Origin of the sequence: Streptomyces sp. PT12 (assembly GCF_003311645.1) — a bacterium.
Classification (GTDB): Bacteria; Actinomycetota; Actinomycetes; order Streptomycetales; family Streptomycetaceae; genus Streptomyces.
Window position 1 is genome coordinate 182,662 of sequence record NZ_QEST01000079.1, and the last position, 26,556, is coordinate 209,217.

At 74.8% G+C, this 26,556-nt stretch carries 24 protein-coding genes; 19 read left to right on the forward strand and 5 right to left on the reverse strand.

The window, feature by feature from the left end:
- Nucleotides 1-247: 247 nt before the first annotated feature.
- The 9 genes from lon (at nucleotide 248) to DEH69_RS07240 (ending at nucleotide 10,005) form a co-directional block, all read left to right on the forward strand.
- Complete coding sequence (gene lon, locus DEH69_RS07200) at nucleotides 248-2,638, forward strand: endopeptidase La (RefSeq protein WP_113686032.1); 2,391 nt, start codon at nucleotides 248-250, stop codon at nucleotides 2,636-2,638.
- 133 nt (nucleotides 2,639-2,771) lie between these two features.
- Complete coding sequence (locus tag DEH69_RS07205) at nucleotides 2,772-3,212, forward strand: BlaI/MecI/CopY family transcriptional regulator (protein ID WP_113686033.1); 441 nt, start codon at nucleotides 2,772-2,774, stop codon at nucleotides 3,210-3,212.
- A 7-nt stretch (nucleotides 3,213-3,219) separates the two neighbouring features.
- Nucleotides 3,220-4,155 carry a M56 family metallopeptidase gene (locus tag DEH69_RS07210; protein WP_113686034.1) on the forward strand — a complete coding sequence of 312 codons (936 nt, stop codon included), beginning with the start codon at nucleotides 3,220-3,222 and terminating at the stop codon, nucleotides 4,153-4,155.
- A 268-nt stretch (nucleotides 4,156-4,423) separates the two neighbouring features.
- The gene (locus DEH69_RS07215; protein WP_113686035.1) at nucleotides 4,424-5,764 is read left to right on the forward strand and encodes a hemolysin family protein; all 1,341 of its coding nucleotides are present in this window, start codon (nucleotides 4,424-4,426) and stop codon (nucleotides 5,762-5,764) included.
- Nucleotides 5,761-6,780, forward strand: coding sequence for a hemolysin family protein (locus DEH69_RS07220; RefSeq protein WP_113686036.1), 1,020 nt, complete (start codon nucleotides 5,761-5,763; stop codon nucleotides 6,778-6,780). The genes DEH69_RS07215 and DEH69_RS07220 overlap by 4 nt, the downstream gene beginning before the upstream one ends.
- A 61-nt stretch (nucleotides 6,781-6,841) precedes the next feature.
- Complete coding sequence (locus tag DEH69_RS07225; RefSeq protein ID WP_113686037.1) at nucleotides 6,842-7,417, forward strand: TerD family protein; 576 nt, start codon at nucleotides 6,842-6,844, stop codon at nucleotides 7,415-7,417.
- Nucleotides 7,418-7,442: 25 nt separating this feature from the next.
- Entirely contained in the window at nucleotides 7,443-7,910 is a 468-nt protein-coding gene (locus DEH69_RS07230; protein ID WP_113686038.1) for a PPOX class F420-dependent oxidoreductase, read from the forward strand.
- Between the two features lie 119 nt (nucleotides 7,911-8,029).
- Entirely contained in the window at nucleotides 8,030-9,520 is a 1,491-nt protein-coding gene (locus DEH69_RS07235) for a DNA-3-methyladenine glycosylase 2 family protein (RefSeq protein ID WP_113686039.1), read from the forward strand.
- Complete coding sequence (locus tag DEH69_RS07240; protein WP_113686040.1) at nucleotides 9,520-10,005, forward strand: methylated-DNA--[protein]-cysteine S-methyltransferase; 486 nt, start codon at nucleotides 9,520-9,522, stop codon at nucleotides 10,003-10,005. Before DEH69_RS07235 ends, DEH69_RS07240 begins: the two co-directional genes overlap by 1 nt.
- An 83-nt stretch (nucleotides 10,006-10,088) precedes the next feature.
- Here the strand turns inward: DEH69_RS07240 and DEH69_RS07245 are convergent, their stop codons facing one another.
- On the reverse strand, nucleotides 10,089-11,057 hold the full coding sequence (locus DEH69_RS07245) for a DUF2637 domain-containing protein (protein WP_113686041.1): 969 nt from the start codon (nucleotides 11,055-11,057) through the stop codon (nucleotides 10,089-10,091).
- A 177-nt stretch (nucleotides 11,058-11,234) separates the two neighbouring features.
- Nucleotides 11,235-12,059 (reverse strand): (2Fe-2S)-binding protein, encoded by an 825-nt coding sequence (locus DEH69_RS07250; RefSeq protein WP_113686042.1) that lies wholly within the window; start codon nucleotides 12,057-12,059, stop codon nucleotides 11,235-11,237.
- 182 nt (nucleotides 12,060-12,241) lie between these two features.
- On the opposite strand from DEH69_RS07250, the gene DEH69_RS07255 reads away from it, so the two are divergent.
- Nucleotides 12,242-12,985, forward strand: coding sequence for a GntR family transcriptional regulator (locus DEH69_RS07255; RefSeq protein ID WP_113686043.1), 744 nt, complete (start codon nucleotides 12,242-12,244; stop codon nucleotides 12,983-12,985).
- 86 nt (nucleotides 12,986-13,071) lie between these two features.
- Here the strand turns inward: DEH69_RS07255 and DEH69_RS07260 are convergent, their stop codons facing one another.
- Nucleotides 13,072-13,782, reverse strand: a complete 711-nt coding sequence (locus tag DEH69_RS07260; RefSeq protein ID WP_113686161.1) for a hypothetical protein — start codon at nucleotides 13,780-13,782, stop codon at nucleotides 13,072-13,074.
- Nucleotides 13,783-14,066: 284 nt separating this feature from the next.
- Here DEH69_RS07260 and DEH69_RS07265 point away from each other — a divergent pair, with 284 nt between their 5' ends.
- Entirely contained in the window at nucleotides 14,067-15,071 is a 1,005-nt protein-coding gene (locus tag DEH69_RS07265) for a DUF3533 domain-containing protein (RefSeq protein ID WP_113686044.1), read from the forward strand.
- 5 nt (nucleotides 15,072-15,076) lie between these two features.
- On the opposite strand, the gene DEH69_RS07270 is transcribed toward DEH69_RS07265, so the two are convergent.
- Nucleotides 15,077-16,684, reverse strand: a complete 1,608-nt coding sequence (locus tag DEH69_RS07270; protein ID WP_113686045.1) for a PucR family transcriptional regulator — start codon at nucleotides 16,682-16,684, stop codon at nucleotides 15,077-15,079.
- A gap of 160 nt (nucleotides 16,685-16,844) precedes the next feature.
- On the opposite strand from DEH69_RS07270, the gene DEH69_RS07275 reads away from it, so the two are divergent.
- The 4 genes from DEH69_RS07275 to DEH69_RS07290 are packed head-to-tail and all read left to right on the forward strand — an operon-like array spanning nucleotide 16,845 to nucleotide 21,772.
- The gene (locus DEH69_RS07275) at nucleotides 16,845-17,738 is read left to right on the forward strand and encodes a xanthine dehydrogenase family protein subunit M (protein ID WP_113686046.1); all 894 of its coding nucleotides are present in this window, start codon (nucleotides 16,845-16,847) and stop codon (nucleotides 17,736-17,738) included.
- Nucleotides 17,729-18,274, forward strand: a complete 546-nt coding sequence (locus tag DEH69_RS07280; protein ID WP_113686047.1) for a (2Fe-2S)-binding protein — start codon at nucleotides 17,729-17,731, stop codon at nucleotides 18,272-18,274. The genes DEH69_RS07275 and DEH69_RS07280 overlap by 10 nt, the downstream gene beginning before the upstream one ends.
- Nucleotides 18,275-18,278: 4 nt before the next feature.
- Nucleotides 18,279-20,654: a xanthine dehydrogenase subunit D gene (pucD, locus tag DEH69_RS07285; protein ID WP_113686048.1), complete on the forward strand. Its 2,376-nt coding sequence runs from the start codon at nucleotides 18,279-18,281 to the stop codon at nucleotides 20,652-20,654.
- 11 nt (nucleotides 20,655-20,665) lie between these two features.
- Nucleotides 20,666-21,772: an XdhC family protein gene (locus tag DEH69_RS07290; protein WP_113686049.1), complete on the forward strand. Its 1,107-nt coding sequence runs from the start codon at nucleotides 20,666-20,668 to the stop codon at nucleotides 21,770-21,772.
- Nucleotides 21,773-21,795: 23 nt separating this feature from the next.
- On the opposite strand, the gene DEH69_RS07295 is transcribed toward DEH69_RS07290, so the two are convergent.
- Nucleotides 21,796-22,380 carry a hypothetical protein gene (locus tag DEH69_RS07295; protein WP_309302765.1) on the reverse strand — a complete coding sequence of 195 codons (585 nt, stop codon included), beginning with the start codon at nucleotides 22,378-22,380 and terminating at the stop codon, nucleotides 21,796-21,798.
- Between the two features lie 409 nt (nucleotides 22,381-22,789).
- Between DEH69_RS07295 and DEH69_RS07300 the strand changes: the two genes are divergently transcribed.
- The 4 genes from DEH69_RS07300 to DEH69_RS07315 all read left to right on the forward strand — a co-directional run bounded on the left by DEH69_RS07300 (nucleotide 22,790) and on the right by DEH69_RS07315 (nucleotide 26,425).
- Nucleotides 22,790-23,146 (forward strand): DUF5955 family protein, encoded by a 357-nt coding sequence (locus tag DEH69_RS07300; RefSeq protein WP_258534504.1) that lies wholly within the window; start codon nucleotides 22,790-22,792, stop codon nucleotides 23,144-23,146.
- A 117-nt stretch (nucleotides 23,147-23,263) separates the two neighbouring features.
- Nucleotides 23,264-24,139: a 2-oxo-4-hydroxy-4-carboxy-5-ureidoimidazoline decarboxylase gene (uraD, locus tag DEH69_RS07305; RefSeq protein WP_181727303.1), complete on the forward strand. Its 876-nt coding sequence runs from the start codon at nucleotides 23,264-23,266 to the stop codon at nucleotides 24,137-24,139.
- 4 nt (nucleotides 24,140-24,143) lie between these two features.
- The gene (gene pucL / locus DEH69_RS07310; RefSeq protein WP_113686052.1) at nucleotides 24,144-25,064 is read left to right on the forward strand and encodes a factor-independent urate hydroxylase; all 921 of its coding nucleotides are present in this window, start codon (nucleotides 24,144-24,146) and stop codon (nucleotides 25,062-25,064) included.
- A complete protein-coding gene (locus DEH69_RS07315) occupies nucleotides 25,061-26,425 on the forward strand; it encodes an 8-oxoguanine deaminase (protein ID WP_113686053.1) in 1,365 nt (454 codons plus the stop codon). The genes pucL and DEH69_RS07315 overlap by 4 nt, the downstream gene beginning before the upstream one ends.
- Nucleotides 26,426-26,556: the final 131 nt, after the last annotated feature.

Genomic DNA, 26,556 nt, shown 5'->3' on the forward strand with positions numbered 1-26,556 from the left:
GGACTCCTCCCCGACTCTGCCCGGTGGACACGGTGGACACGGTGGACACGGAGGACGCGGAGGACGCGGAGGACGCGGGGTGCGGGCTCGGAGCAGGCCGCCCTGAAGGGGCCGCGGTGGCGGGCGGTCGGGCTCCCCGCAGGGGATCGCGCTTTCACTCGGAGCGAACGTTTTGGGGCCCGGGAACATCTGGGCCACCCTCGGCATTGAGTCGACGAAGCTCAATTTGCCTGCCGAGGGAGAGGTCATGACTTCATCGTTCGACATACTCACCCTGCCGGTGCTGCCGCTGGACGACGAGGTGGCGCTGCCAGGGATGGTGGTGCCCCTGGAGCTGTCCGACGCCGAGGTGCGTGCCGCCGTGGAGGCCGCCCAGGCCGCCGCGCCGAGGGGCGAGAAGCCCCGCGTGCTGCTGGTGCCGCGCCTTGACGGGACCTATGCGGGGACCGGAGTGCTCGGCCGGGTCGAGCAGGTCGGACGACTGGCCGACGGCGACCCCGGCGCGCTGGTCCGCGGCCTGCGCCGGGTGCGCATCGGCTCCGGCACCACGGGCCCGGGCCGAGCCCTGTGGGTCGAGGCCACCCCGATCACCGAGACCGTTCCCAGCCCGCTGCCTGGAGCGGTCACCGAGCTGGCCAAGGAGTACAAGGCGCTCACCACGAGCTGGCTCCGCGAGCGCGGCGCCTGGCAGATCGTGGACCGGGTGCAGCAGATCGAGGACATCGGCCAGCTGGCGGACAACGCGGGCTATCTGCCGTTCCTCACCACCGAGCAGCGGCTGACGCTGCTTGAGACCACGGACCCGGTGGAGCGGCTCAGGCTGGCCATCAAGCTGATGAGCGAGGCCAGGGCCGAGCAGGACGTCGCCGAGTCGATCGCCAAGGACGTCCAGGAGGGCGTGGACAAGCAGCAGCGCGAGTTCCTGCTGCGCCGCCAGCTGGAGGCCGTCCGCAAGGAGCTGGCCGAGCTGAACGGCGACGCGGCCGACGAGGGCGAGGACTACCGCGCCAGGGTCGAGGCCGCGGAGCTGCCTGACAAGGTGCGCGAGGCGGCGTTGAAGGAGGTCGACAAGCTGGAGCGGTCGTCCGACGCCAGCCCCGAGAGTGGCTGGATCCGCACCTGGCTCGACACCGTTCTCGAGCTGCCGTGGTCGCGGCGGACGGAGGACTCCTACGACATCGCGGGCGCGAAGGCCGTGCTCGACGCGGACCACGCGGGCCTCGACGACGTTAAGGAGCGCATCACCGAGTACCTGGCCGTGCGCAAGCGCCGCGGCGACCGCGGGCTCGGCGTGGTCGGGGGCAGGCGCGGCGGCGCCGTGCTCGCCCTGGTTGGCCCGCCCGGCGTCGGCAAGACGTCGCTCGGCGAGTCCGTCGCCCGCGCGATGGGCCGCGAGTTCGTGCGCGTCGCCCTCGGCGGCGTCCGCGACGAGGCGGAAATCCGCGGCCACCGGCGCACCTACGTCGGCGCGCTGCCTGGCCGGATCGTGCGGGCCATCAAGGAGGCGGGCTCGATGAACCCCGTCGTGCTGCTCGACGAGATCGACAAGGTCGGCAGCGACTTCCGCGGCGACCCCGCGGCGGCCCTGCTCGAGGTCCTCGACCCCGCGCAGAACCACACGTTCCGCGACCACTACCTCGAGGTGGAGCTCGACCTGTCCGACGTGGTCTTCCTGGCCACGGCGAACGTTCTCGAGGCCATCCCGCAGCCGCTGCTCGACCGCATGGAGCTGGTCCGCCTCGACGGCTACACGGAGGACGAGAAGGTCACGATCGCGCGCGACCACCTCGTTCCCCGGCAGCTGGAGCGCGCGGGGCTCGCCGATGGCGAGGTTGCGATCGAGGACGGCGTGCTGCGCAAGCTCGCGGGCGAGTACACGCGCGAGGCGGGCGTCCGCGGCCTCGAGCGCGTTGTCGCGCGGCTGCTGCGCAAGGTCGCGGCCCGCGCCGAGCTGGGCGAGGTGACGCTGCCGCGCACCGTCACCGAGGGCGACCTGCGGGACCTGATCGGGCGCCCGCACCACACCCCCGAGGCGGCGCAGGAGCCCGCAGAGCGGCGCACGGCGGTGCCGGGCGTGGCCACGGGCCTCGCGGTCACGGGCGCGGGCGGCGACGTCCTCTACATCGAGGCGTCGCTCGCCGACCCCGAGACGGGCGGCGCGGGGCTGACCCTGACGGGCCAGCTCGGCGACGTGATGAAGGAGTCGGGCCAGATCGCCCTGTCCTACCTGCGCTCGCGCGGCGCCGAGCTTGAGCTCCCGGTCGGCGACCTCAAGGAGCGCGGCATCCACCTGCACATCCCCGCGGGCGCGGTGCCGAAGGACGGGCCGAGCGCGGGCATCACCATGACCACCGCCCTGGCGTCGCTGCTCAGCGGCAGGCAGGTGCGGCCCGATGTGGCGATGACCGGCGAGGTCTCCCTGACCGGGCGGGTCCTGCCGATCGGCGGGGTCAAGCAGAAGCTGCTTGCCGCGCACCGCGCGGGCCTGACCACGGTGATCATCCCCAAGCGGAACGAGGCCGACCTGGACGACGTCCCGGCCGAGATCCTGGCCAAGCTCGACATCCACCCGGTCACCGACGTCCGCCAGGTGCTGTCCCTGGCCCTGACCCCCGCGGAGGTCGCCGTGGCCGCCTGACCGGGGCCACCAGCCCGGGCCGCCGCCCCGCCCCACCGCCCGCCCGCTCCCAGCCGAGGGGGCGGGCGGGCGCCGTCGTGCGCGGGGCGGGCCCCTCGGAACGCCGGAGGGGCGGAGCCGGGGCGTGGCTATCATGGAGCACCCGCAAGCCTCAGGAGCCCACGCCGTGCCCAGCAGCCCCACGCCCCCGAGGCGGCGCGGACGGGGCGAGCTCGAGGCCCAGGTCCTCGCCGCCCTGTGTGCCGCGCCCGGCCCCGTCGGGGTCGCGTGGGTGCGCGACCGGATCGGCGGAGGGCTCGCGTACACCACCGTGATCACCACCCTGACCCGGCTGCTGGCCAAGGGCGCGGTCAGGCGCGAGAAGGCGGGGCGCTCGTTCGCGTGGAGCCCGGCGGCCGACGGGTCCTGGCTCGCGGCCCTGCGCATGCGGCGCGTGCTGGACGGGGAGACCGACCGCGAGGCGGTGCTCGCCAGCTTCGTCACGGCGCTCTCGCCCGACGACGAACGCCTCCTGCGCGGCCTGCTCAACCAGGCCGAGGATCCGCGGGCCACGGAGGACACGGGGGACACATAGGAGAGCGATGGGGTTCTTCGTCTTCCTGCCGCTGGTGCTGCCGTTGACCGCGTGGCCGGTCGCGCGGCTGGCCGAGCAGCGCCTGCACCCCCGCACCGCCACCCTGATGCTGAGCACGGTCGCCGGTGTCCTCGCCCTGTGCAGCACCCTGTGCCTCGCGCTCGTCATGGTCGTCGGCACGGCGCAGCTCCCCGGCAACCCCCTGCCCGACGGCTGGTCCGACCCCGAGGTGCGCGACGCCGTGCCGTTCGAGGAGGTCGCGGGCCGCGCCGCCATCCCCGCGCTGCTCGCCGTCGTCGCGGCCTGCGCGCTGACCCTCTGGCGCCACCTGCGCGTCCGGCGCCTGGCGCACCGGGCGCTGCGCGGCGTCGCCGCACCGCGCGTCGCCGTGCTGCCCGACCCCGACCCCTATGCCTACGCCCTGCCCGGCGCACGCCCGCGCATCGTGGTCTCCCGCGCCCTGCTCGAACGCCTCGCGCCGGGCGAGCGCCGGGCGCTCTTCGCGCACGAGCGCGCCCACCTCGCGGGGCGCCACCACCGCTTCCTGCTCGTGGTGCAGCTGGCCGCGCGCGCCAATCCGTTCCTGCGCCCGCTGCGCACCGCCGTCGGCTATGCCGCGGAGCGGTGGGCGGACGAGGACGCCGCGCGGGCGATCGGCGACCGGCGCGCCATGGCCAGGGCCATCGGCAAGGCCGCCCTGGTCTCCCGCGGCGCGCCCGCCGCCACCCTGGCGGGCCTCGCCGCCGCCCCTGGACCCGTGCCGCGCCGGGTCGCGGCCCTGCTCGGCCCGCCGCCCCCGGCCCCGAGCGGCTGGCCGCCCGCTTTCACGGCCGTGGGCCTCGCCACGTGGGCCGCCGCGGCGGGCACGACGGTCTCGGCGCTGTCGTCGGCGAACGCCGCGATCACGCTGTTCTTCCTGCTGCACGCCGCCACCCCCTGGTGACGGGCCGTGATGGTGAAATGAATCGGTACCCCGCGCGTGTTTAAGCGTGTGCGGAAGCGGTATCGAATTTTCTACAGACCTGTAGAACCATAGGTCCCTGGGCGCGCTCCGCCCGATCTCCTACCATGGGATCCCGGGAGCGCGTATACGCACCGACGAGTCGTTCTTTCCGAAGGAGCAGCAGACCCACCATGGGTGAACCTCCCAGTACCAGCCGTGCCATTCCCTGTCACGGGCCCGTCAGCCAGGGCGCGAGGGGGGTGGCACGGTGACCGAGATCTTGCTGCTTCTGATCGCCCTGGCCCTCACCCTCGCCTGCGCGATCTTCGTCGCCGCCGAGTTCTCGCTGACCACCGTCGAGCGCGGTGAGCTGGAACGCGCCGCGGCCGCGGGGGAGCGCGGAGCCGACGGCGCCCTGAAGGCCGTGCGGCGGCTGACGCTCCAGCTGTCGGGCGCCCAGCTCGGCATCACGGTCACCTCCCTGATCATCGGCATGCTGGCCGAGCCCTCGATCGCCTCCCTGCTGCGCGGCCCGCTGCGCGACATCGGCGCGGGGGGCGCGGCCTCGTCCGTGGCCACCGTGCTCGGCGTGGCCATCTCGACCGTGGTCCTCATGGTCATTGGCGAGCTGGTCCCGAAGAACTGGGCGATCTCCCGCCCGCTGGCCGTGGGCAAGGTGGTCGCGGGCCCGCAGCGCGCGTTCACCGCCTTCTTCGGCCCGCTGATCGGCCACCTCAACAACACGGCCAACCGCATGGTGCGCCGCGTGGGCCTCGAGCCCACCGAGGAGCTCGCCTCCGCCCGAGGGCCCGAGGAGCTGGTGGCCCTGGCCCGGCACTCCGCCGCTAAGGGCGCCCTCGAGGCCGACTCCGCCGAGCTGTTCGTGCGCACGCTCAACCTCGGCGCGCTCACCGCGGAGAACGTCATGACCCCCCGCGTGGACGTGCTGGCGCTGGAGAGCCACGCCACCGCCGCCGACGCGGCGAACCTCACGCACGCCACGGGGCTGTCCCGCTTCCCCGTCTACCGCGACTCGCTCGACGAGGTCATCGGCACGGTCCACATCCGTGACGTCCTCGCCCTCGACCCCGACAAGCGCCTGGAGACCCCCGTCACCGACCTGCTCTCGCCGCCCCTGCTCGTGCCCGACAGCCTCCCCGTCGACCGGCTGCTCGAACGCCTCGGCGCCGCCCGCACGATGGCCGTCGTCATCGACGAGTACGGCGGAACGGCGGGCGTCGCGACCATCGAGGACATCGTGGAAGAGGTCGTCGGCGAGGTCCGCGACGAGCACGACCCGATGGAGATCCCCGACCTGCTGCCCGCCCCGCCCACCGTCGACGGCAGGCCCGCGTGGGAGGCCGACGGCGGCGTGCGCCTCGACCAGCTGGCCGACATCGGCCTGACCGCGCCCGACGGGCCCTATGAGACGCTGGCCGGGCTGCTCGCCACCCGCCTCGAACGCATACCCGCGCAGGGCGACACCGTCCGCGTCGGGGACTGGGAGCTGACCGTGCTCGACGTCGACCACCACGTGGCCGAGCGCGTCACGATCACCGCGCCCGTCCCCGTCACCGAGGCCACGGGCCAGGAGGGCCGCGTCCGATGACGACCCTGCAACTGATCATCGGCGCGTTGACCCTGTTCACCAACGCGTTCTTCGTCGGCGCCGAGTTCGCCATGATCTCCGTGCGCCGCAGCCAGATCGAGCCGCGCGCCCAGGCAGGGAACAAGCGCGCCCGCGCCACGCTGTGGGGCGTGGAGCACCTGTCGACGATGATGGCCACCGCCCAGCTCGGCATCACGGTGTCGTCGCTGGTCCTGGGCGCGGTCGCGGAGCCCGCGATCGCCCACCTGCTCGAGCCGGTCTTCGAGGCGGTCAACGTGCCGGACGGCCTGGTGCACCCGATCGCGTTCCTGATCGCGCTGTCCCTCGCGACCTATCTGCACATGCTGATCGGCGAGATGGTGCCCAAGAACATCGCGCTGGCCGCGCCCGTGCCCACCGCGCTCGCCCTCGGCCCGCCCCTTGTGGCCCTGACCCGCGCGCTGCGCCCGGTGATCTTCGGGATCAACGCGTTCGCCAACGTGCTGCTGCGGCTGCTCAAGGTCGAGCCCAAGGACGAGGTGGCCGCCGTCTTCACCGACGACGAGCTGGCGCGCATGGTGGCCGACTCGAGCCAGGCGGGTCTGCTCGACCCGGCCGACGGCGACCGGCTGCGTGTCGCCCTGGAGCTGGGCACCCGCCCGGTGGGCGAGATCCTGGTCCCGCTCAGCCGCATGGTCACCGTGGACCACCGCATCACCCCTGCCGAGCTGGAGCGGACCGCGACGGCCACCGGGTACTCGCGCCTGCCGGTGCTCGGCCCCGGCTCCGCGGTCCTCGGCTATCTGCACATCAAGGACGCCCTGGGCGTCACCGAGCGGCACAAGCCGTTCCCGCGCGGGGCGCTGCACGCCGTCACGCGCGTCGAGATCGACACCCCACTCGACGACACCCTGACCGCGATGCGCGCCGACGGCACCCACCTGGCGGCCGTGGCGGGCGGCCGGGGGACTGTGCTGGGCTTTGTGACGATGGAGGACGTCCTGACGACGCTCGTCGGCCCCGTCCCGTCAGCCTGATGTCGGCCCGTGTCCCTAGAGTGGGACCGGCACTTCCATCGCCCGAACGGAGGAGGAGAACGTGGGCGTAACCCTGTCCAAAGGCGGCAACGTCTCGCTCAGCAAGCAGGCCCCAGGACTGACAGCGGTGCTGGTCGGCCTCGGCTGGGACGTGCGGACGACGACCGGCGCCGACTACGACCTGGACGCCAGCGCCCTGCTGCTGACGGAGAGCGGGAAGGTCGCGTCCGACCTGCACTTCGTCTTCTACAACAACCTCACGAGCCCCGACGGGTCCGTCGAGCACACCGGCGACAACCTGACGGGTGAGGGCGAGGGCGACGACGAGGTGATCAAGGTCGACCTCGCGGCGGTGCCGCCGGAGATCACGCGCATCGTGTTCCCCGTCTCGATCCACGAGGCACAGAACAGAGGCCAGAGCTTCGGCCAGGTGAGCAACGCGTTCATCCGCGTGGTGAACCAGGCGGGAGGCGCCGAGCTGGCCCGGTACGACCTCACCGAGGACGCCGCCACCGAGACGGCGATGATCTTCGGCGAGCTGTACCGGCGCGGCACCGAGTGGAAGTTCCGCGCGGTCGGCCAGGGGTACGCCTCGGGGCTCGCCGGGATCGCCACCGACTACGGTGTCAACGTCTGACACGTGAGGCGTAGGGTTGCCCGCCATGAGTCCTTCGATCGCTACGAGCACCAGTGTCGATCTCGCCAAGCTCCTCGATTTTGTCCGGCCCCGCCACCGCGCCATCCTGATGACGCGGCGCGGGGACGGCACCCCGCAGGCGTCGCCGCTGACGTGCGGCGTCGACGACAGCGGACGGATCGTCGTCTCGACCTACCCGGAGCGCGCCAAGACGCGTAACGCCAGGCGGGACCCCGAGGTCAGCATCGTGGTGCTGTCCGACGAGTGGGACGGGCCCTGGGTCCAGATCGACGGCACGGCCGAGGTGCTCGACGTGCCCGAGGCGATCGAGCCGCTCGTGGAGTACTTCAGGAACATCGCGGGGGAGCACCCCGACTGGGACGAGTACCGCGAGGCGATGACCCGCCAGGGCAAGTCGCTGATCCGGATCACCCCGCGCCGCTGGGGCCCGGTCGCGACGGGCGGCTTCCCCGCTCGCCTGGCGAAGAAGTAGGGAGAAGCGGCCAGCCCGCCCCCGCGCACCCGGGGGCGGGCTGGCCGGTCGAACGGGGAGCCCCCGCGTCCGAAATCCGCCAGCCGTCGCGTTCGCCAGCGCGCACACTGGACGGCGTGATGGACGATGACAGCAGGTACGAGGCGGTGCGCGGCCGCGACGAGCGCTTCGACGGCGTCTTCTTCACGGCCGTCCGCACCACCGGCGTCTACTGCCGCCCCAGCTGCCCGGCGACCACCCCGAAGCGGCGCAACGTCACGTTCTACCCCTCGGCCGCCGCGGCCCAGGCCGCGGGCTTCCGCGCCTGCCGCCGCTGCCGCCCCGACGCCGTGCCCGGGTCGGCCGAGTGGAACGCCAGGGCGGACGCCGTCGGCCGCGCGATGCGGATGATCGCCGACGGCGTGGTCGACCGCGAGGGCGTCCCCGGGCTCGCGCGGCGGCTCGGATACAGCGCGAGGCAGGTGCGGCGGCAGCTGACCGCCGAGCTGGGCGCGGGCCCCGTCGCGCTGGCCCGCTCGCAGCGCCAGCACACCGCCCGCATCCTGCTCCAGACGACCGATCTGCCGATCACCCAGGTGGCGTTCGCGGCGGGGTTCTCCAGCGTGCGGCAGTTCAACGACACGATGCGCGCCGGCTATGCGCGCACCCCTGGCGAGCTGCGCGCCGCCGCTACCGCCCCGCGGGCCCGCTCGGGCGCGCCCGCGTCCTGCGGCGGCCACGGCATACCCCTGCGGCTCGCCCACCGCGGCGCCTATGACGCGCGCCATGTCTTCGACTTCCTTCAGCGCCGCGCCATCGCCGGGATCGAGGAGGTCACGGGGGAGCCGGGCGCCAGGATCTACCGCCGCTCGCTCGCGCTGCCGCACGGCACCGGCGTCGCCGAGGTCGCCGAGGCGGCGGGCGCCCGCTGGCTCGAAGGCCGCGTCCTGCTGACCGACCCCAGGGACCTGACGGCCGCCGTCCAGCGGACGCGCAGGCTGTTCGACCTGGACGCCGACCCGTATGCGGTGGCCGAACGCCTGGGCGCCGACCCGGTGTTGGGCCCGCTGGTCGCCGCTCGCCCCGGGCTGCGCTCGCCCGGCGCCGCCGCCGCCGACGAGCTGGCCGTGCGCGCCGTGCTCGGCCAGCAGGTCACCGTCGGCGCCGCCCGCGCCCTGGCGGGGGCGCTTGTCGAGGCGTATGGGAAGCCGCTCGCGGCGCCCACGGGCGGGCTCACGCACCTCTTCCCCGAGCCCGCCGCGCTCGCCGACGCCCCGCTCGCCGAGCTGGGCATGCCGGAGTCACGGCGCGCCACCCTGCGCACCCTGGCGGGCGCGCTCGCCGACGGCGCCGTGGTGCTCTCGCCGGGCGCCGACCGCGACGAGGCCGAACGCGCCCTGCTCGCGCTGCGCGGCATCGGGCCCTGGACCGCTGGCTACATCAGGATGCGGGCGCTCGGCGACCCCGATGTCTTCCTGCCGGGCGACGCGGGCGTGCGCCAGGGGCTGCGCCTCGTCGGCGCCGACCCGGCCGCATCCGCCGCCTGGCGGCCCTGGCGCTCCTACGCTCTGCACCACCTGTGGGCCGCGACGGCCCCGCCCCACCCCCGCACCGGACCGGAGAAGGACTGATGCTGTACACCACCCACCCCAGCCCCGTCGGCGACCTGCTGATCGCCGGGCCCGCGCCGGACGCGCTCGCGTGGCTGACCCTCTCGGGGCAGAAGTACGCGCCGGCGGTCGGCCCCGACTGGGCGCGCGACGACGCGGCGTTCCGGCCTGTCGCCGAGCAGTTCGACGCGTACTTCGCGGGCGAGCTGACGGCGTTCGACATCGGGTTCGCGCCCGGGGGGACGCCGTTCCGCCGCAGGGTCTGGGCGGCCATCGACCGCATCCCCTATGGCACGACGGTCACCTATGCCCAGCTCACCGAGCAGGCCGGGCTCGAGCCCCGCATGGCGCGCGCCGTGGGCGGGGCGGTGGGCCACAACCCCCTGTCGATCGTCCGCCCGTGCCACCGCGTGGTCGGGACAAACGGCTCGCTCACCGGCTACGCGGGCGGCCTCGACCGCAAGCGCCACCTGCTCACACTTGAGGGCGTCCTCCTCGCGGCCTGACAACGCGCGCGGAGAACGCCCTCGGTGACACCGTCGACGCCATCGGGTGACGCCATCGGCTGACGCCACCGGTCCCGGATCGGTCAGCCGAACTGCCGCTCGATCCGGGCCAGCTTCTCCTCGAGCGAGTCGAGCCGCCCGCCGTCGAGCGGGTCGTCGCCCTCCGCCCTGGCGGCGTCGAGTGGGCGCCGCTGCTTGGCGGGCTCGAGGGCGGCGGGCTCGGCAGGGGCCACCGCGACCTCGACCTGGCTGCCGCGCCCGAGCATCTTGTGCTGGCGGCTGAGCGCCTTGATCCTGACGCGGTCGAGCTTGCGCTGCTCACGCCGCCGCTCGCGCTCGTCCTCCTTCTTGCGCCGCTCCTCGCGGACCTCCTCGACGGCCTCGTCGAGGGTGCGGACGTTCTCAAGGAGCATGAGCGACCACGCGCCGTACGTCTCGCGCGGCGCCCGCAGCCAGCGGACGAAGCGGATCTGCGGCAGCGGCCTCGGCACCAGGCCCTGCTCGCGTAGCGCCGCCCTGCGGGTCTGCTTGAGCGCCCGGTCGAACAGCACGGCCGCCGAGAGCGACATCCCGGCGAAGAAGTGCGGGGCCCCGGCGTGGGCGGCGCCGCGCGGCGCGTGCACCCAGTTGAACCAGGCGGCGGCACCGGCGAAGAGCCACACCAGCATCCGCGAGCCCATCGACGAGTCGCCGTGGCTGGCCTCGCGCACGGCGATGACCGCGCAGAACATCGCCGCGCCGTCGAGCCCGAACGGCACCAGGTACTCCCAGCCGCCCGAGAGGCTCAGGTTCTCCCGGCCGAAGCCGACCAGGCCCTGGAACGACAGCGCGGCGGCGACGCCCGCGCAGCAGAAGAGGAGCATGTAGGAGGCAGAGGCGTAGACGCGTTCGCGCCTGCGCCTCGCCGCTTCGAGGCGTTCCCACGAGTCGGTGTCGGCGCCTTCCGTGGATGCCTTGCGTCCCTTGGTGAGCAGCGCCACCGCCACCAGGAAGCCGGCAAGCAGCACGGCCGCCGCCAGCACCCAGTTGAGTTCTATGTCTGCGAAGTTCATGGGGTGCCCCCTGCTTGGGTGTGGCGGATTCGCGGGCGCCTGTGGTGATTTCGTGGTGGCTGTGCCTCCGCGAGCATCATGATGCTACCGGAGCCGCCGGTAGGCGAATTTCGGTCGTAATCACACCAACGAGTGGTATTACAGGGAGAGTTGTGCGGGTGCTTGGGTGATCTGTTATCAGCCTGCGGCCAGCCTGCCGACCCGTTCGCCGTCACACGTGCGCGGGCACGTCACACACGTGTCCTCGGGGCGCAGCGTGTAGAACATGCAGCAGCTCGCCCGGTCCCGCGTCCGCAGCGCCTCGCCGTCGGGCCCGGTCAGCTCGCGGAACGAAGCCCCCCGCGTGTACGGCGTGAGCGCGCCCGGCAGCAGCTCGCCCGCCTCCGCGACGGCGCGCTCCTCCTCGCCGAGCAGGCTCCCGACGTACCACAGCGCCTCGACCAGCTCGTCCGTCGCCGTGCCCCACAGCGCGCGCGGCCCGCGCCGCATCCGCGGCCCGAACGCCGCGAGCACGGGCCCCAGATGGTCCGCGGCGGCCCTGCGCACCGCGGCGCGCAGCGCCTCCTCGTCCGCGACGGGCCTGGCGTCTGGGTGGTCGGCCGCCGGATCGTCGGCCAGGCACGCGAACGCGCCAGGCCGCACCGTCATCCGGTGCTCGCCGCGGTGGAACGAGACGTCCCCGGGGGCGAGGAGCGGCACACGGCGCAGCAGGAAGTGGGGCACGGTGAACAGGACGGCCACGGGCCACGCGTAGCGGTGCAGCGCGAATCCGGCCACGACGTCAGGGCGTGCGCGCTGGCCGTAGTCGGCCGCGATACTCTCGTCGTCCCAGGCCAGCAGGGTGTCCAACGCCGCCCCGCCCGCCGCGAGTTCGTCCCCGCCCAGCCAGCCGTCCCCGCGTCGTGGAGCCTCCTCGCTGATCCGCAGCGAGGGCAGCACCTCGGTGATCCGTGTGAACGCCGATGTGAGCGGGGTGGTGGGGGCGAGCACGGGCACGGTCATGGGTCACCGAACAATCTTGCTTCGGAGCGGCTCGGGGCGGCCTCGGACAGGTAAGGCTTACCTTATCTGATCAAGGATCCGGTCAGGGATAGGGGTTTGCTGTGCCGCCAAGTCGGCCTAAGGTCTGGCCATAGGTGTCGGAACCATGCTGATTCGGGCGCTAGAGAAGACGGAGCGGACAGATGGAGTCCACCCGATCGGAATCGGCCATATCGGTGGCCGCGAGCGGGGTGAGCACTGCCTCGGCGGCTGACCGGCCGCCCCTCCCTCGCAGACCCCGTTCGCTGCCGGAGCGCCACTCCGTCCGCGCCCAGGTCCTCGCGGCCCTGCGCGATGCCCTGGCCAGCGGTGAGCTCGCCCCGGGGGAGACGTACTCGGCGCCCGCGCTCGCCGAGCGCTATGGCGTCTCGGCCACCCCGGTGCGCGAGGCGATGCAGCGGCTCGCGAGCGAGGGCGCGGTGGAGACCGTGCCCAACCGGGGCTTCCGCGTCGCGGGCCGCGGCCCCCGCGAGCTGGCCGAGCTGGCCGAGGTGCGCGTGGCCCTCGAGGTGCCCGCGGTGCTGCGCCTGGCCCGCACGCTGCCGCCCGAGCGGTGGGACGAGCTGCGGCCGCTCGCCGAGGCGACCGTCACCGCGGCCTCGGTCGGCGACCGGGCCGCCTACGCCGAGGCCGACCGCCTCTTCCACCGGGCGCTGCTCACGCTCACGGGGAACCGCCAACTGGTCAAGGTAGCCGAGGACTTGCACCGCAAGGCGCAGGGCCCCGCCGCGCGCGCCCCGCTCCCGGGGCCGACCGAGCTGCTGGCCGACGCCCTGGAGCACACCGCCCTGCTTGACGCCCTCCACACGGGCGACCTGAAGGCCGCGGAACACCTCGCCCGCGAACACCTCACGGGCCCCGCCCCGAGAACCCCCGGCCACCCCTGAGTTCCCCCGGCCCCCGGCGCCAGGAGCCGCGCCGTTCCGCGCCGCACGCCCGTGAACGCGGCCGCCGCTCCCCCGGGAGGCAACGTTCAGTTCCCTCCGGCCAGTTCGGGGGCGAGCCAGCGGGGGACGGCGCCCAGCAGGCGGAACAGGCGCGATGCCTCGGCCCGCAGCCGTGCGGCGTCGGGGTCAGGCGAGACCTCGGCCAGCGCGACCAGCGCGGGCGCGATCCCGACGAGGAACCCCGCCTCCTCGCGCAGCCGCAGCGACTCCGCGAACCCCTCGCGCGCCTCAGCGACCTCGCCCGCCTCCCGCGCGACCGTCGCCAGGTGCCGCCACGTGGACGACGCGAGCAGCGTGTCGCCCTGGCTCAGCGCCAGGTTGTGGGCGCGCCTGAACCCCGCCTCGGCCGCCTGCCCCGTGCCGCTCACCAGCTCCGTCATCAGCCCCCGCCTGAAGTCGAGCAGCGCCCGCGAGGGCGACTCGGGGGCCAGCAGCGCGGCGGCCCGCCCCAGCGCGGCCCGCGCCTCGTCGGCCCGGTCGCGCACCCGCAGCACGGTTGAGGCATAGGCGAGATAGCCGCGCTCGCACGCGGCGGCGCCCCGTTCCTCGTCGTCGAGCGACATCGCCTCGGCCGACCGCAGCGCGTCCTCCGCGTGGCCCCAGCCGTCGGATGTGTACATGCAGCGTTCGACGAGGAGTTCGGCCCGCAGCAGCGCCGCCGCCGGCTCCGTCGCCGCCGACGCCGCCAGCAGCGCCGCCGCGTCCTCCCAACACCCGCGCGACCGCAGCCGCCACACCGCCGTGTCCCTGGCCCCCGCACGCTCCCGCGCCGGAGGCGGGGCCGCGGCTCCCCCCGTGGTCGTGACCGGATGCGGCACGGCGGTCTCCGTCACATCGCCCTCCCCAGCGCTTCGTCGGGCCGTCGCCCGGCGAGCCGTTGATCGTCAAGTGGATGCATCTCAGCACGGAGAGCCACACCTGGCCAAGAGGGCTGAGTGAACGAGTTCACAAGTAGCCGCGCCTCAGCCGAACGGCCCGGTCCCGGGTGCGCCACCACCCCCGTGCGCCCCACGATGCCGCTATGGAACGGGCGGGGCCGATCGGCCGGACCGCGGCGCTTGTGCTCGGGGTGCTCCTGCTGCACCTCGCCTTCGTGCTGTCCTATGTCGGCGCCCTGCACGCCCCCGAGCCCGACCGGATCCCGCTCGCCGTCGTCGCCCCCGACGACGCGCGCGCCGAGGTGGTGCGCCGCCTCGACACGCTCCCCGGCGCGCCCCTCGACCCGCTCCACCGCGCCGCCGACGAGGCCGAGGCCCGCCGCGCGGTCGAGCGCCGCGCCGTCGACGGCGCCCTGCTGGTCGACGGCGCGGGCACGACCGACACGCTGCTCGTCGCCTCGGGCGGCGGCACGGCGCTCTCCGAGGCGCTGACTGCCGTGGTCGCCCGCGCCGGTGAGGCGGAGGGGCGTTCGCTTCGCACCGTCGACGTCGCGCCGACGGCGGACGGCGATCCCAGGGGCGTGTCGTCGTTCTATCTGGTCGTGGGCTGGTGCGTGGGCGGCTACCTGTGCGCGGCGGCGCTCGGCCTGACGCTCGGGCCACGCCCCGAGGGAACGCGCCACGCGCTGCCGCGCCTGCTGGTCCTCGCGGGGTACGCGGTGGTCGGCGGCGTCGGCGGCGCCGTCATCGCCGGGCCCGTCCTCGGCGCGCTGCCGGGGTCCGTCGCGGCGCTCGGCGCGCTGGGGGCGCTCGTGGTGTTCGCGACGGGCGCGCTGATGTTTGCGCTCCAGGGCCTCTTCGGGCTCGCGGGCATCGGCCTCGCGCTCCTGCTGGTGGTCGTGCTGGGCAACCCCAGCGCGGGCGGCGCGTTCCCCTATCCGCTGCTGCCCGCGTTCTGGCAGGCCATCGGCCCGGCGCTGATCCCAGGCGCGGGCGTGTGGACCGCGCGCTCCATCGCCTACTTCGACGGCCGCTCCACCGCGACGCCCGTGCTGGTGCTGGCGATCTGGGCGGTGGCGGGCGCCGCGCTCACCCTGCTGCTCGCCCGGCTCCGCGCCGCGCGCCCCGGCCGCCTCCGCCTGCCGTGAACGTGTCAGCGCTCCGGGCGCGCGAGCCGCAGCGCCAGGAAGAAGTCCACCTTGTCCTCCAGGCGCCCCAGGTCGCGCCCGGTCAGCTGCTCGATGCGGCCGACGCGGTACCGCAGCGTGTTGACGTGCAGGTGCAGCCGCGCCGCGCACCGCGTCCACGAGCCGTCCGCCGCGAGAAACGCCTCCAACGTCGCCATCAGCCCCGCCCCGTGCCGCCGGTCGTAGGCGCGCAACGGCTCGAGCAGCCGCGCCGTGAACGCCCCCCGCACGTCGTCGGGGACGAACGGCAGCAGCAGCACGTGCGACGCCAGCTCCTCGTGACCCGCGCCCGACACCCGCTCCTGGCGCGCCGCCGCCACCCGACGGGAGTGCCGCGCCTCCTCCCACGCGCCGCGCAGCCCCTCCGCCGAGGGAACGGCCGCGCTCACCCCGAGCGTCAGCCGCCCCCCTGGACCGAGGCCGCCGTCGAGCACGCGCCGCGCGGGCCCGAGCACCGCCTCGGCGGACAGCGGCTCCTGCCCGTCGGCGGCCGACAGCGGCACGAGCGCCACCGCCTCGTCCCCGCCCTGACCCACCGCCACCTCGGCGAACGGCGCCAGCAGCTCATCGAGCAGGTCGCCCGCCGACTCCTCCACGCCCTCCACACGCGCCGCCACCACCTGCCAGCGCGGGGCGTGCGCCGCCACGTCGCTCAGCGCGGGCGCGAGCACCCGCAGACGCGCCTCCACCTCCGCCGGTGGCGCCCCCGCGCCCAGCAGGTCGAGCACCTCGCGCGCGAGGCGCCGCGGCACCGAGCGCGCCGCGTCGCCCCGGTCGCGCTCCGCGGCGATCAACCGCGCGACGCCGTCCAGCAGATCGAGCCGCTGCTCGGCCCAGTCCCGCGCGTCGGCCCGCACCACGAGCAGCCAGTCCGACAGCGGGCCTCGCGCCCCCGCGCCGATCCCGCCCGCGCCATTGACCCGGAAGACCGAGTACACCGTCCCGGCCACGCGCCCCGTCCAGGGCCCCGGGCGCCCCGCGCGCGTCGCGGCCAGCCGCCTGACGGCCAGCTCGCCGCCCGCCCCGGCGGGCAGCGCCCCGCGCCCCGTCTCCGCTATGGGCCGCCCCGTCGCGGAGATCAGCCAGGCCGCCAGGTCGAGGTCGGAGGCCAGCAGGTCGAGCACCGCGCGCGGCCCACCGCCCCCGGCCGACATCAGCCGCCGATGCCGCTCCACGACCGCCGCCAGGTCCCCGGCCCGCTCGCTCGACACGCGCCGCACCACATGCTCGGTGATCTCGGCGAAGCCGACCTCCTCGGCCACCGCGAACAGCGGCAGCCGGTGCCGCGCGCACGCGGCCGTCAGGTCGTCCGGCACCGAGCCGAACTCCGCCTCGCCCGCCGCCAGGCCCGCGACCCCGGCCGCCACCAGGATCCGCACGAACGGCTCGGAGTCCTCGGGCCCCCGCCACCACGCCAGGCCGGTCAGCACCAGCTCACCGCCGCGCAGATAGCGGCTCGGGTCGCGCAGGTCGGTCGTCATCACGCCCCGCACCGGCCGGTCGAGCCCGGCCCCCTCGCCGCCGAGGAGGCGCAGGCCGAGGGACGTCGTCTCCAGCAGTGTGCGCAGTCGCATGCCGTCCGCCGATGTCGCTGGTGCCCTTCCCTCGTATGAATCTACAAGAATGGGGGTCACCGCGGGGCGGCGCTTCGGCCGTTCCGTGACTGCCACGCGCGGCGCTCCCCGGCTGTACTTGGGGGACCGCCGCGCACCCTTCGAGGCAGGAGTGCCCCTGATGGACTTCCTCCGCCCGGCCAGCTGGCGTGATGCGCTCGCCGCCAAGGCGGCCTACCCCGACGCCGTTCCCCTGGCCGGTGGCACCGACCTCATGGTCGAGCTGAACTTCGACCTCCGCCGCCCCGCCCGCCTTCTCGACCTCAGCCGCGTGGGCGACCTCGCCGCCTGGGACACCGCCGACGAAGGCGACACGGTGGTCCTCGGCGCCCGCGTCCCCTTCCGGGACATCGTCGAACGGCTCGGCGCCCCGCTGCCCGCCCTCGCCCTGGCCGCGCACACCGTCGGCTCCCCGCAGATCCGCGCCCGCGGCAGCGTCGGCGGGAACCTCGGCACCGCGTCCCCCGCGGGCGACGCCCACCCCGCGCTGCTCGCCGCGGGCGCGCGCGTCGAGGCGGCGTCGGTGCGCGGCAGCCGCCTGATCCCGATCGACGACTTCTTCACGGGGCCCAAGCGCAACGTCCTCGCCGACGACGAGCTGATCCGCGCGGTCCACGTGGAGGCGGCGCGCGGCCCCCAGCAGTTCGCCAAGGTCGGCACGCGCAACGCCATGGTGATCGCGGTCTGCGCGTTCTCCCTCGCCCTGCACCCGCACACCCGCACCGTGCGGACGGGCATCGGCTCGGCCGCGCCCACCCCCGTGCGGGCGCGCGCGGCCGAGGAGTTCCTGAACGGCGTGCTCGACGAGGGCGGCCACTGGGACCACGGCAGGCCCGTCACGCCGTCGGCCGCCGCCCGTTTCGCCCAGCTCGCCGCGTCCGCGTGCGCCCCCATCGACGACGTGCGCGGCAGCGCCGACTACCGCCGCCACGCCGTCGCCGTCCTCGCCCGCCGCACCCTGCACTGGACCTGGTCCGCCTACACGGCACCCCAAGGAGCCGCCTCGTGCGCCTGAACCTCACCGTCAACGGCCATCCGCGCACCGCCGACGACATCTGGCCCGGCGAGAGCCTTCTCTACGTGCTGCGCGAGCGACTTGGCCTGCCCGGCAGCAAGAACGCGTGCGAGCAGGGCGAGTGCGGCTCCTGCACCGTCCGCCTCGACGGCGATCTCGTGTGCTCCTGCCTCGTCGCCGCGGGCCAGGCCGAAGGCGCCGAGGTCACCACCGTCGAGGGCCTCGCGCCGGAGGGCGAGGACGGCGCGCCGCGCCTGAGCGCGCTCCAGCGCGCGTTCCTGGACGCGGGCGCCGTGCAGTGCGGCTTCTGCACCCCGGGCCTGCTGATGGCCGCGGACGAGCTGCTGGCCCGCGAGCCCAGGCCAGCCGACGCCGACATCCGCGAGGCCCTGTCGGGGAACCTCTGCCGCTGCACCGGCTACGAGGCGATCATCGACGCCGTCCGGCTGGCCTCCGCCCGCACCGCGGACGCCCCCGCCGAGCCCGCCGTCGGCCCGGCCGGGATCCCCGACGCCCCGGCCGCTGAGGGGCGTTGACGCCATGCCCGTGATCCCGTCCCCCGCCCGCGCCACCCAGCAGTCCCACACCGGAGGCGTCGGCACCTCCGCGCCGCGCCCCGACGGCACGCTCAAGGTGACGGGCGAGTTCGCCTACTCGTCCGACCTGTGGCACGAGGACATGCTCTGGGGCCACACCCTCCGCAGCCCCCACGCCCACGCCAGGATCACCGGCGTCGATGTCTCCGACGCGCTCGCGCTCCCCGGCGTGCACGCCGTCCTCACCCATGACGACCTGCCGGCCGCCACCCACTACGGCCTGGAGATCGAGGACCAGCCCGTACTGGCCCGCGACATCGTGCGCTACCAGGGCGAGCCCGTCGCCCTCGTCGCCGCCGACCACCCCGAGACCGCCCGCCGCGCCGCCGCGCGCATCCGCGTGGACTACGAGGAGCTGCCCGTGGTCCACGACGAGGCGTCCGCCACGGCGCCAGGGGCGCCCGTGCTCCACCCCGGCCGCACCGACCGGCACGCCGCGCACGTCGCCCACCCCAACATCGTCCACCGCCAGCCCGTCCTGCGCGGCGACGCCGCCGCTGCCGCCGCCACCGCGGACGTCGTGGTCACCGGCACCTATGACGTCGGCATGCAGGACCAGGCGTTCCTCGGGCCCGAGTCCGGGCTCGCCGTCCCCGGCGACGACGGGGGAGTCGACCTCTACATCGCCACGCAGTGGCTCCACGTCGACCAGCGGCAGCTCGCGCCGGTTCTCGGCCTGCCGCCCGAGAAGGTGCGGCTGACCCTCGCGGGTGTCGGCGGCGCGTTCGGGGCCCGCGAGGACCTGTCGATGCAGGCCCACGCGTGCCTGCTCGCCCTGCGCACGGGCCGCCCCGTCAAGATCGTCTACAACCGGCACGAGTCGTTCTTCGGCCATGTCCACCGCCACCCCGCGACCCTGACGTACGAGCACGGCGCCACGCGCGAAGGGCGCCTCGTCTTCGTCAGGGCCCGCATCGTGCTCGACGGCGGCGCCTACGCCTCCTCGTCGCCCGCCGTCGTCGGCAACGCCGCGTCGCTCGGCGTCGGCCCCTACGAGGTCGAGCACGTGGACGTCGAGGCGCTCGCCCTCTACACCAACAACCCACCCTGCGGCGCCATGCGCGGCTTCGGCGCCGTCCAGGCGTGCTTCGCCTACGAGTCGCAGATGGACAAGCTCGCCGACGCCCTCGGCGTCGACCCCGTCGAGCTACGGCGGCGCAACGCCGTCAGCCAGGGCTCCACCATGCCCACGGGCCAGGTCATCGACGCCCCCGCGCCCGTGGCCGAGCTGCTGCGCCTCGTCCGCGACCGGCCGCTGCCGCCCGAGCGCGCCTGGGAGACCACCGACCCCACCACGGGCGCGCGCACCGTCGATGTGCGCGCCCTGCCGGGCGGCCTGTCCAACGCGGGCCACGGCGAGGGCGTGGTCCGCGGCGTCGGATACGCCGTCGGCGTCAAGAACGTCGGCTTTTCCGAGGGCTTCGACGACTACTCCACCGCCCGCGTCCGCCTCGAGGCCATCGGCGGCGAGCCCGTGGCCACCGTCCACACGGCCATGGCGGAGGTCGGCCAGGGCGGCGTCACCGTGCACGCCCAGATCGCCCGCACCGAGCTTGGTGTCACCCGGGTCACGATCCTGCCCGCCGACACCGGCGTCGGCTCCGCGGGGTCCACGTCCGCGTCCCGGCAGACCTATATGACGGGCGGCGCCGTCAAGAACACCTGCGAGGCGGTGCGCGCCGAGGTGCTGCGCCTGGGCGCCGAACGGTTCGGCTGGGGCGAACGCCACACGCTGCGGCTCGCGGACGGCAAGGTCGTCACCGCGGACGGCGAGGTGCTGGCCGCCCTCGTCGACGTGCTCGGCGGCGAAGCGGTCGACCTGGAGCTGGAGTTCAGGCACCGCCCCACCCAGCCGTTCGACCTCACGACGGGCCAGGGCTTCGGGCATGTGCAGTACGCGTTCTGCGCGCACCGCGCCGTCGTCGAGGTGGACACCGAGCTCGGCCTGGTCAAGGTCGTCGAGCTGGCCGCCGCGCAGGACGTGGGACGGGCCGTCAACCCCGCCGCCGTCGTCGGCCAGATCCACGGCGGCGCCACCCAGGGCCTCGGGCTCGCCGTGCTCGAGGAGATCCAGGTCGGCCCCGACGGGCGCATCCGCAACCCCTCGTTCACCGACTACCTCATCCCCACGATCCTCGACACCCCCGCGATGCCCGTCGACGTCCTCGAACTCGCCGACGAACACGCCCCCTACGGGCTGCGCGGCGTCGGCGAGGCGCCCACCCTCACCGCGACGCCCGCCGTCGTCGCCGCCATCAGGCGGGCCACGGGACGCGCCCTGCACCGGGTGCCCGTGCGGCCCGAGCACCTGGTCGGCTGAGGGAGGCGACCGTGTTCGACATCGCCACCGACCTGCGCGCCTGGTGCCACGACGGGCGCCCGTTCGCCGTGGCCACCGTGACCGCCGTGCACGGCAGCGCCCCCAGGGCCCCGGGCGCCGCCCTTGCCGTCGACGCCGACGGCACCGCCCTTGGCAGCGTCTCGGGCGGCTGCGTGGAGGCGGCCGTCTACGAGCTGTGCCGCGAGGCGCTGGACAGCGGCGTCCCGCGCACCGGCAGCTTCGGGTACGACGACGGCGACGCGTTCGCCGCCGGGCTCACATGCGGCGGCTCCCTCGACGTCCTGGTCACCCCCGTCCCCGCCGACGCGCCGGCGCGCCCCGCGCTCGCCGCCGCGCTCGACGCCGCCGCCGCGCGCGCCGAGGCCGCGCTCGTCCGCGTCGCCGGGGGCCCCGAAGGGCCCGTCGGCGCCCTGCTCGTCACGCCGGGCGGCGACGCCTTCGGCACGCTGGGCGGCGCCGACGCGCTCGACCGCGCGGCGGTCGCCGAGGCCACCAGGGCGCTGGCCGCGGGGCGGACCGGCGCCGCGCCGCTCGCCGTCGACGGCGCGGCGCCCCTCACGCTCTTCGTCGAGGTCAGCGTTCCCCCGCCCCGGCTGCTGATCTTCGGCGCGGTGGACTTCGCCGCCGCCCTGGCCTCCGCGGGCGCGTTCCTCGGCCACCGCGTGACCGTGTGCGACGCGCGCCCCGTGTTCACCACCCCCGCCCGCTTTCCCGCCGCCCACGAGGTCGTCGTGGACTGGCCGCACCGCTACCTCGACGCCCAGGCTTCCGACCCCCGCACCGCCGTGTGCGTGCTCACGCACGAGGAGCGGTTCGACGTGCCGGTGCTCACCAGGGCGCTGCGGCTCCCGCTCGCCTATGTGGGCGCGATGGGCTCGCGCCGCACCCACGAGGACCGGCTGCGGAGGCTGCGCGACGCGGGCAGCACCGAGGCCGAACTCGCCAGGCTGCGCTCGCCGATCGGCCTCGACCTCGGCGCCCGCACGCCCCAGGAGACGGCCCTGTCGATCGCCGCGGAGATCGTCGCCGTCACCCACGGCGGCTCGGGAGCGCCTTTGACCGACTCGACCCGCCCGATCCACCAGCACACGCCGTAGGGGCACCGAGAGCGCCGCGCCTCCTACGCCTCGGCGTCACCGGCGCCGCGCCGCAGCAGCGCCTCGGCGGGCTCGTTCACCGGCTGGGGCCGCCCCGTCAGGTCGAGCACGAACAACGGCAGCCCCAGGCCGTCGGCCTGGCACCGCGAGCCCCGGTCGAACCCCGCGAGCGCGAACGCGACCGCCGACGCCGACTCGAGCGCGGCGTGCAGCCACAGGGTCTCGACCTCACGCGACCGCGCGGGCATCGTCGTCGCGTTGACGAGGCCGAGCATCGTGGGGCCCCGCAGATCGATCCCGGTCGCCGGGCGCGGCACCAGGCCCCGCACCCCGATGAAGCCGAGCCACCGCAGGAACTGCGCGGCGCACGCCACCGCGTCGTACGACGTCCTGATCGTCAGCGGCTGGAACGGCGGGCGCTCCACCCGTTCCAGCCGTTCCCCGCGCTCCGGCGCCGCGGTCGGCCCGGCGGCCCCCGCCGCCCCGGCCGCCAGCCGCACCGTCACGCCGCACGCGCAGTCGAACTCCGGCTGCGGCCACTGCCCGTGGTGCCCGCACGAGGGACACTCCACCTCGGTCCACGCCGTCGCCCATGAGCGGTAACGCACCGATACGGGTGAACTCTCGCGCGGCAGGGGGACGGTGAGCGGGGCCCCGCAGGCGCATGGGTAACGCTGCTCGACGTAGGTGTGCTCTCGTCGACAGCCAGGGCACCTGACAAGCACGCTTTTCGCCATCTGCCGCTCCAGGGACGGAACTTCTCGACGGGATTCTCACAGTCTTCCCCACCCGTGGGCCAGTCCGCACGGCTACGATGGCCGTTCTTGGAACTGTCGTCCTCACTCGTCCTGTTCACCGGAACGTGACACGTGATCTCGCCCTCTGTGTGGCGTGATGCGCGGACAGTGATATTTACTTTCCTTGTTCGGTCCGCCGACCGGACGATCCGTCCCACCGGACGGGCCACGCGCGGCGGACGCGGCGTTGGCGTCATCGAAGACGGCAGGGGAGGGCCCAGTGGCAGCAGGAGAAGCCGAGACCGCCCACATCGTGCGGAGCGTCCCGCCCATCGGGTCGGATCCGCGCCTGCTGGCCCTGCGGACGGCGTTGGACCGGCTGCGCGGGGATCTGCGTGGCTATCCGGCGCGGCTCGCGGACCGGGAGATCGCCGAGCGTGAGCTCATGGCGCTCGAGGCCACGCTGGCCGACGGCGTGCCCGACACGGGCGCGCTCGGCGAGTCGCTGCTGCTGATCGCCGCGGCGATCGGCTCGGTGAGCGCCCTGGCGCCGGGGGTTCACCAGCTGCGCAAGGCGGTCGAGCTGTTCGGCGTGCCGCACCACAGGCTCCCGTGCGGCTGGCCAGGCGGCCACTGACGGGATCCCACGCGCTCGAAGGCGGCCGTTCCCTGGTCCGCGCCTCCCTCCACCGGTCAACAAGCTGTTGACGATCAAGCGCCGCACGGCTTAGCTGTTGACCATGGAGCAGAGCTGTTGACCGCGGAACAGGGGCCGCCGCCCAGTCCGACGCCTGGCCTGTCCTGGCTCAACGGCGCCGACGAGCGCGCGGTGCGGCACGCCCTGCGCCGGGTCTGCGCTTCGAGCGCCTGGGGCAGGCGCGTTCTCGCCGAGCGCCCCTTCGCGCGCCATGAGGCGCTTCTCGTCGCCAACGACACCGCGACGGCCGCCCTGACGGACGAGGACCTCGCCGAGGCGATCGGCGGCCACCCGCCCATCGGCCGCCCCGAGGACGGCGACGCCGCCTCCGCGCGCGAGCAGGCGGGCATGGCGGGCGCCCCCGCCGACCTCAAGGCCGAGATGCTCGCCCTCAACCTCGCCTACCAGGACCGCTTCGGCCATGTCTTCCTGATCTGCGCCACGGGGCTGACCGCCGAGCAGCTGCGCGACGCGCTGCGCCTGCGCCTGGGCAACTCCCCCGACGCCGAACGGGAGATCGTCCGCGCCGAGCTTGGCAAGATCAACCGCATCCGGCTGACCCGGCTGGTCGGGTCGGCCGCCACCGTCTCCACCCATGTGCTCGACACCGCGCGCGGCCGCCCCGCCACGGGCGTCCCCGTCACCCTCTCGGCCGCCGCCGCGCCCGCCGGGCCCTGGGTCGCGCACGCGGCCTCGCTCACCGACGAGGACGGCCGCTGCGCCCAGCTCCCCGCGCTGCCGGGCGACACCGCGCTCGCCCGGCTGACGTTCGCCGTCGAGCCCTATCTCGCGGGGCCCTCGGGGCCCGGCGAAGGGGCGGACGCCGCGTTCTTCCCCGAGGCCGCGGTCGTCTTCTCGGTCGTCCCCGGCGAGCACTACCATGTGCCGCTGCTGCTCAGCCCGTTCGGGTACTCCGTCTACCGAGGGAGCTGACCGCGTGACCCTGCTAGGACCCAACCAGTACGGCAAGGCCGAGACCCGCGTCGTCCGGGTCGCCCGCGACGGCGCGGTCCACCACATCGAGGACCTCACCGTCTCGGTCGCCCTCTCGGGCGAGATGGCCGCGGTGCACCTCTCGGGCTCCAACGCCGCCGTGCTGCCCACCGACACGATGAAGAACACCGTGTACGCGTTCGCCCGCGAGCACGGCATCGGCGCGCCCGAGGCGTTCGGTGCCAGGCTCGCGCGCCACTTCGTCACCTCGCAGCCGACGATCCACCGGGCCCGCGTCCGCCTCGCCGTCCACGCGTGGGAGCGCATCGCGACGCCGGGCGACGCCGCGCACTCGTTCGTCCGCGCCGGCGGCGAGACGCGCACCGCGCAGGTCACGTTCGAACGCGTGGCGGGCGACAGCTGGGAGATCCTGTCCGGGCTCACGGGCCTGACGGTGCTCAACTCCACCGGCTCGGAGTTCCGCGGGTATCTCAAGGACGGCTGGACGACGCTCCCCGAGACCGACGACCGCGTGCTGGCCACCGACGTCACCGCCGTGTGGCGCCACGAGGACGGCGAGCCCCCTGACGAGGTGGGGGAGTGGGACGCCTCCTACCGGGCGGCGCGCACCCACCTGCTCGAGGCGTTCGCCGGGACGTACTCGCGCTCCCTCCAGCAGACGCTGTACACGATGGGCTCCCGCGTCATCGACCAGCTGCCGGGCGTCGAGGAGATACGGCTCTCGCTGCCGAACAAGCATCACTTCCTCGTCGATCTCACCCCCTTCGGGCTGACGAACGAGCCCGGCGACGGCGCCGTCTACCAGGCCGCCGACCGCCCCTACGGCCTCATCGAGGCCACCGTGCTGCGCGACGGCTCCGATGCCCGCATCCCCGCCGACCTGACCGGCGGTGGCCTGCGGTGACCGAGGTGTCTCGCCTGCTGATCGAGAACTGCGCCATCGCGACCGTTGACTCCGTCGGAACGGAGCATGCCTCGGGCCACTTGGTGATCGCGGGCGACCGCGTCGAGTCGGTCGGCGCCGGGCCCGCGCCCGCGGGGCTCGAGGGCGTCACCCGCCGCGTCGACGCCTCGGGCCACCTGGCCACCCCGGGCCTGGTCAACACGCACCACCACTTCTACCAGTGGCTCACCCGGGGCCTCGCGCAGAACGCCAACCTCTTCGACTGGCTCACCACCCTCTACCCCGTGTGGGCCCGCATCGACGAGCCCATGGTCCACGCGGCGGCCCGCGCCTCGCTCGCGATGATGGCGCGCGGCGGCGTCACCACGGCGATGGACCACCACTATGTCTTCCCGCGCGGTGCGGGCGACCTGCTGGGCGCGGAGATCCGCGCCGCGCGGGAGCTCGGCGTGCGCTTCACGGCCACCAGGGGCTCGATGGACCTGGGCGCATCCGACGGCGGCCTGCCGCCCGACTCGGCGGTGGAGAGCACCGAGGACGCGCTGCGCGCCACGGAGCGCGCGGTGCTCGACCACCACGACCCGTCGTTCGGCTCGATGCTCCATGTCGCGGTCGCGCCCTGCTCGCCGTTCTCGGTCACCACCGAGCTGATGCGCGAGGCGGCCGCGCTGGCCAGGCGCCTGGGCGTGCGGCTGCACACGCACGGCTCGGAGACGGTCGAGGAGGAGCGCTTCTGCCATGAGCGCTTCGGCATGGGCCCCACCGCCTACTTCGAGTCCACGGGGTGGCTGGGCGACGACGTGTGGATGGCGCACTGCGTGCACATGACCGACGACGACATCGCGGCCTTCGCCCGCACGGGCACCGGGGTGGCGCACTGCCCGTCGTCCAACGCCCGCCTGGCCGCGGGGATCGCCCGCGTCCCCGACCTGCTCGCGGCGGGCGTTCCCGTGGGCCTCGGCGTGGACGGCACGGCGTCGAACGAGTCGGGCGAGCTGCACACCGAGCTGCGCAACGCCCTGCTGGTCAGCCGCCTCGGCCCGCACCGCGAGAACGCCCTGGACGCCCGCGCGTCCCTGCGCCTCGCCACCAGGGGCGGCGCGCGGGTGCTGGGCCGCGAGGCGGAGATCGGCTCCCTTGAGCCGGGCAAGCTGGCGGATGTGGTCCTGTGGGACCTCACGGGCCTTGGCCACTCGACGATCGCCGACCCCGTGGCGGCCCTGGTCTTCGGCCCCCCGGCCCCCGTGACCCTCTCCCTGGTGGGCGGCACCCCGATCGTGGAGTCGGGCCGTCTGACGACGGCGGACGAGCGCACGCTGGCGAAGGAGGCCCGCGCCCAGTCCGAACGCCTGGCCATGTGACCGGTCGGCAACTCCACCGCCGCCGCGCGCCACGACGCGCGCCCGTGCCATGGTGGGGCCGTCGCGACGGGCCGCGGCGGGGCGGGCGCTGCGCCGCGGCCCGGGCGCGGGGCGAATGTTCACGGCCTCTC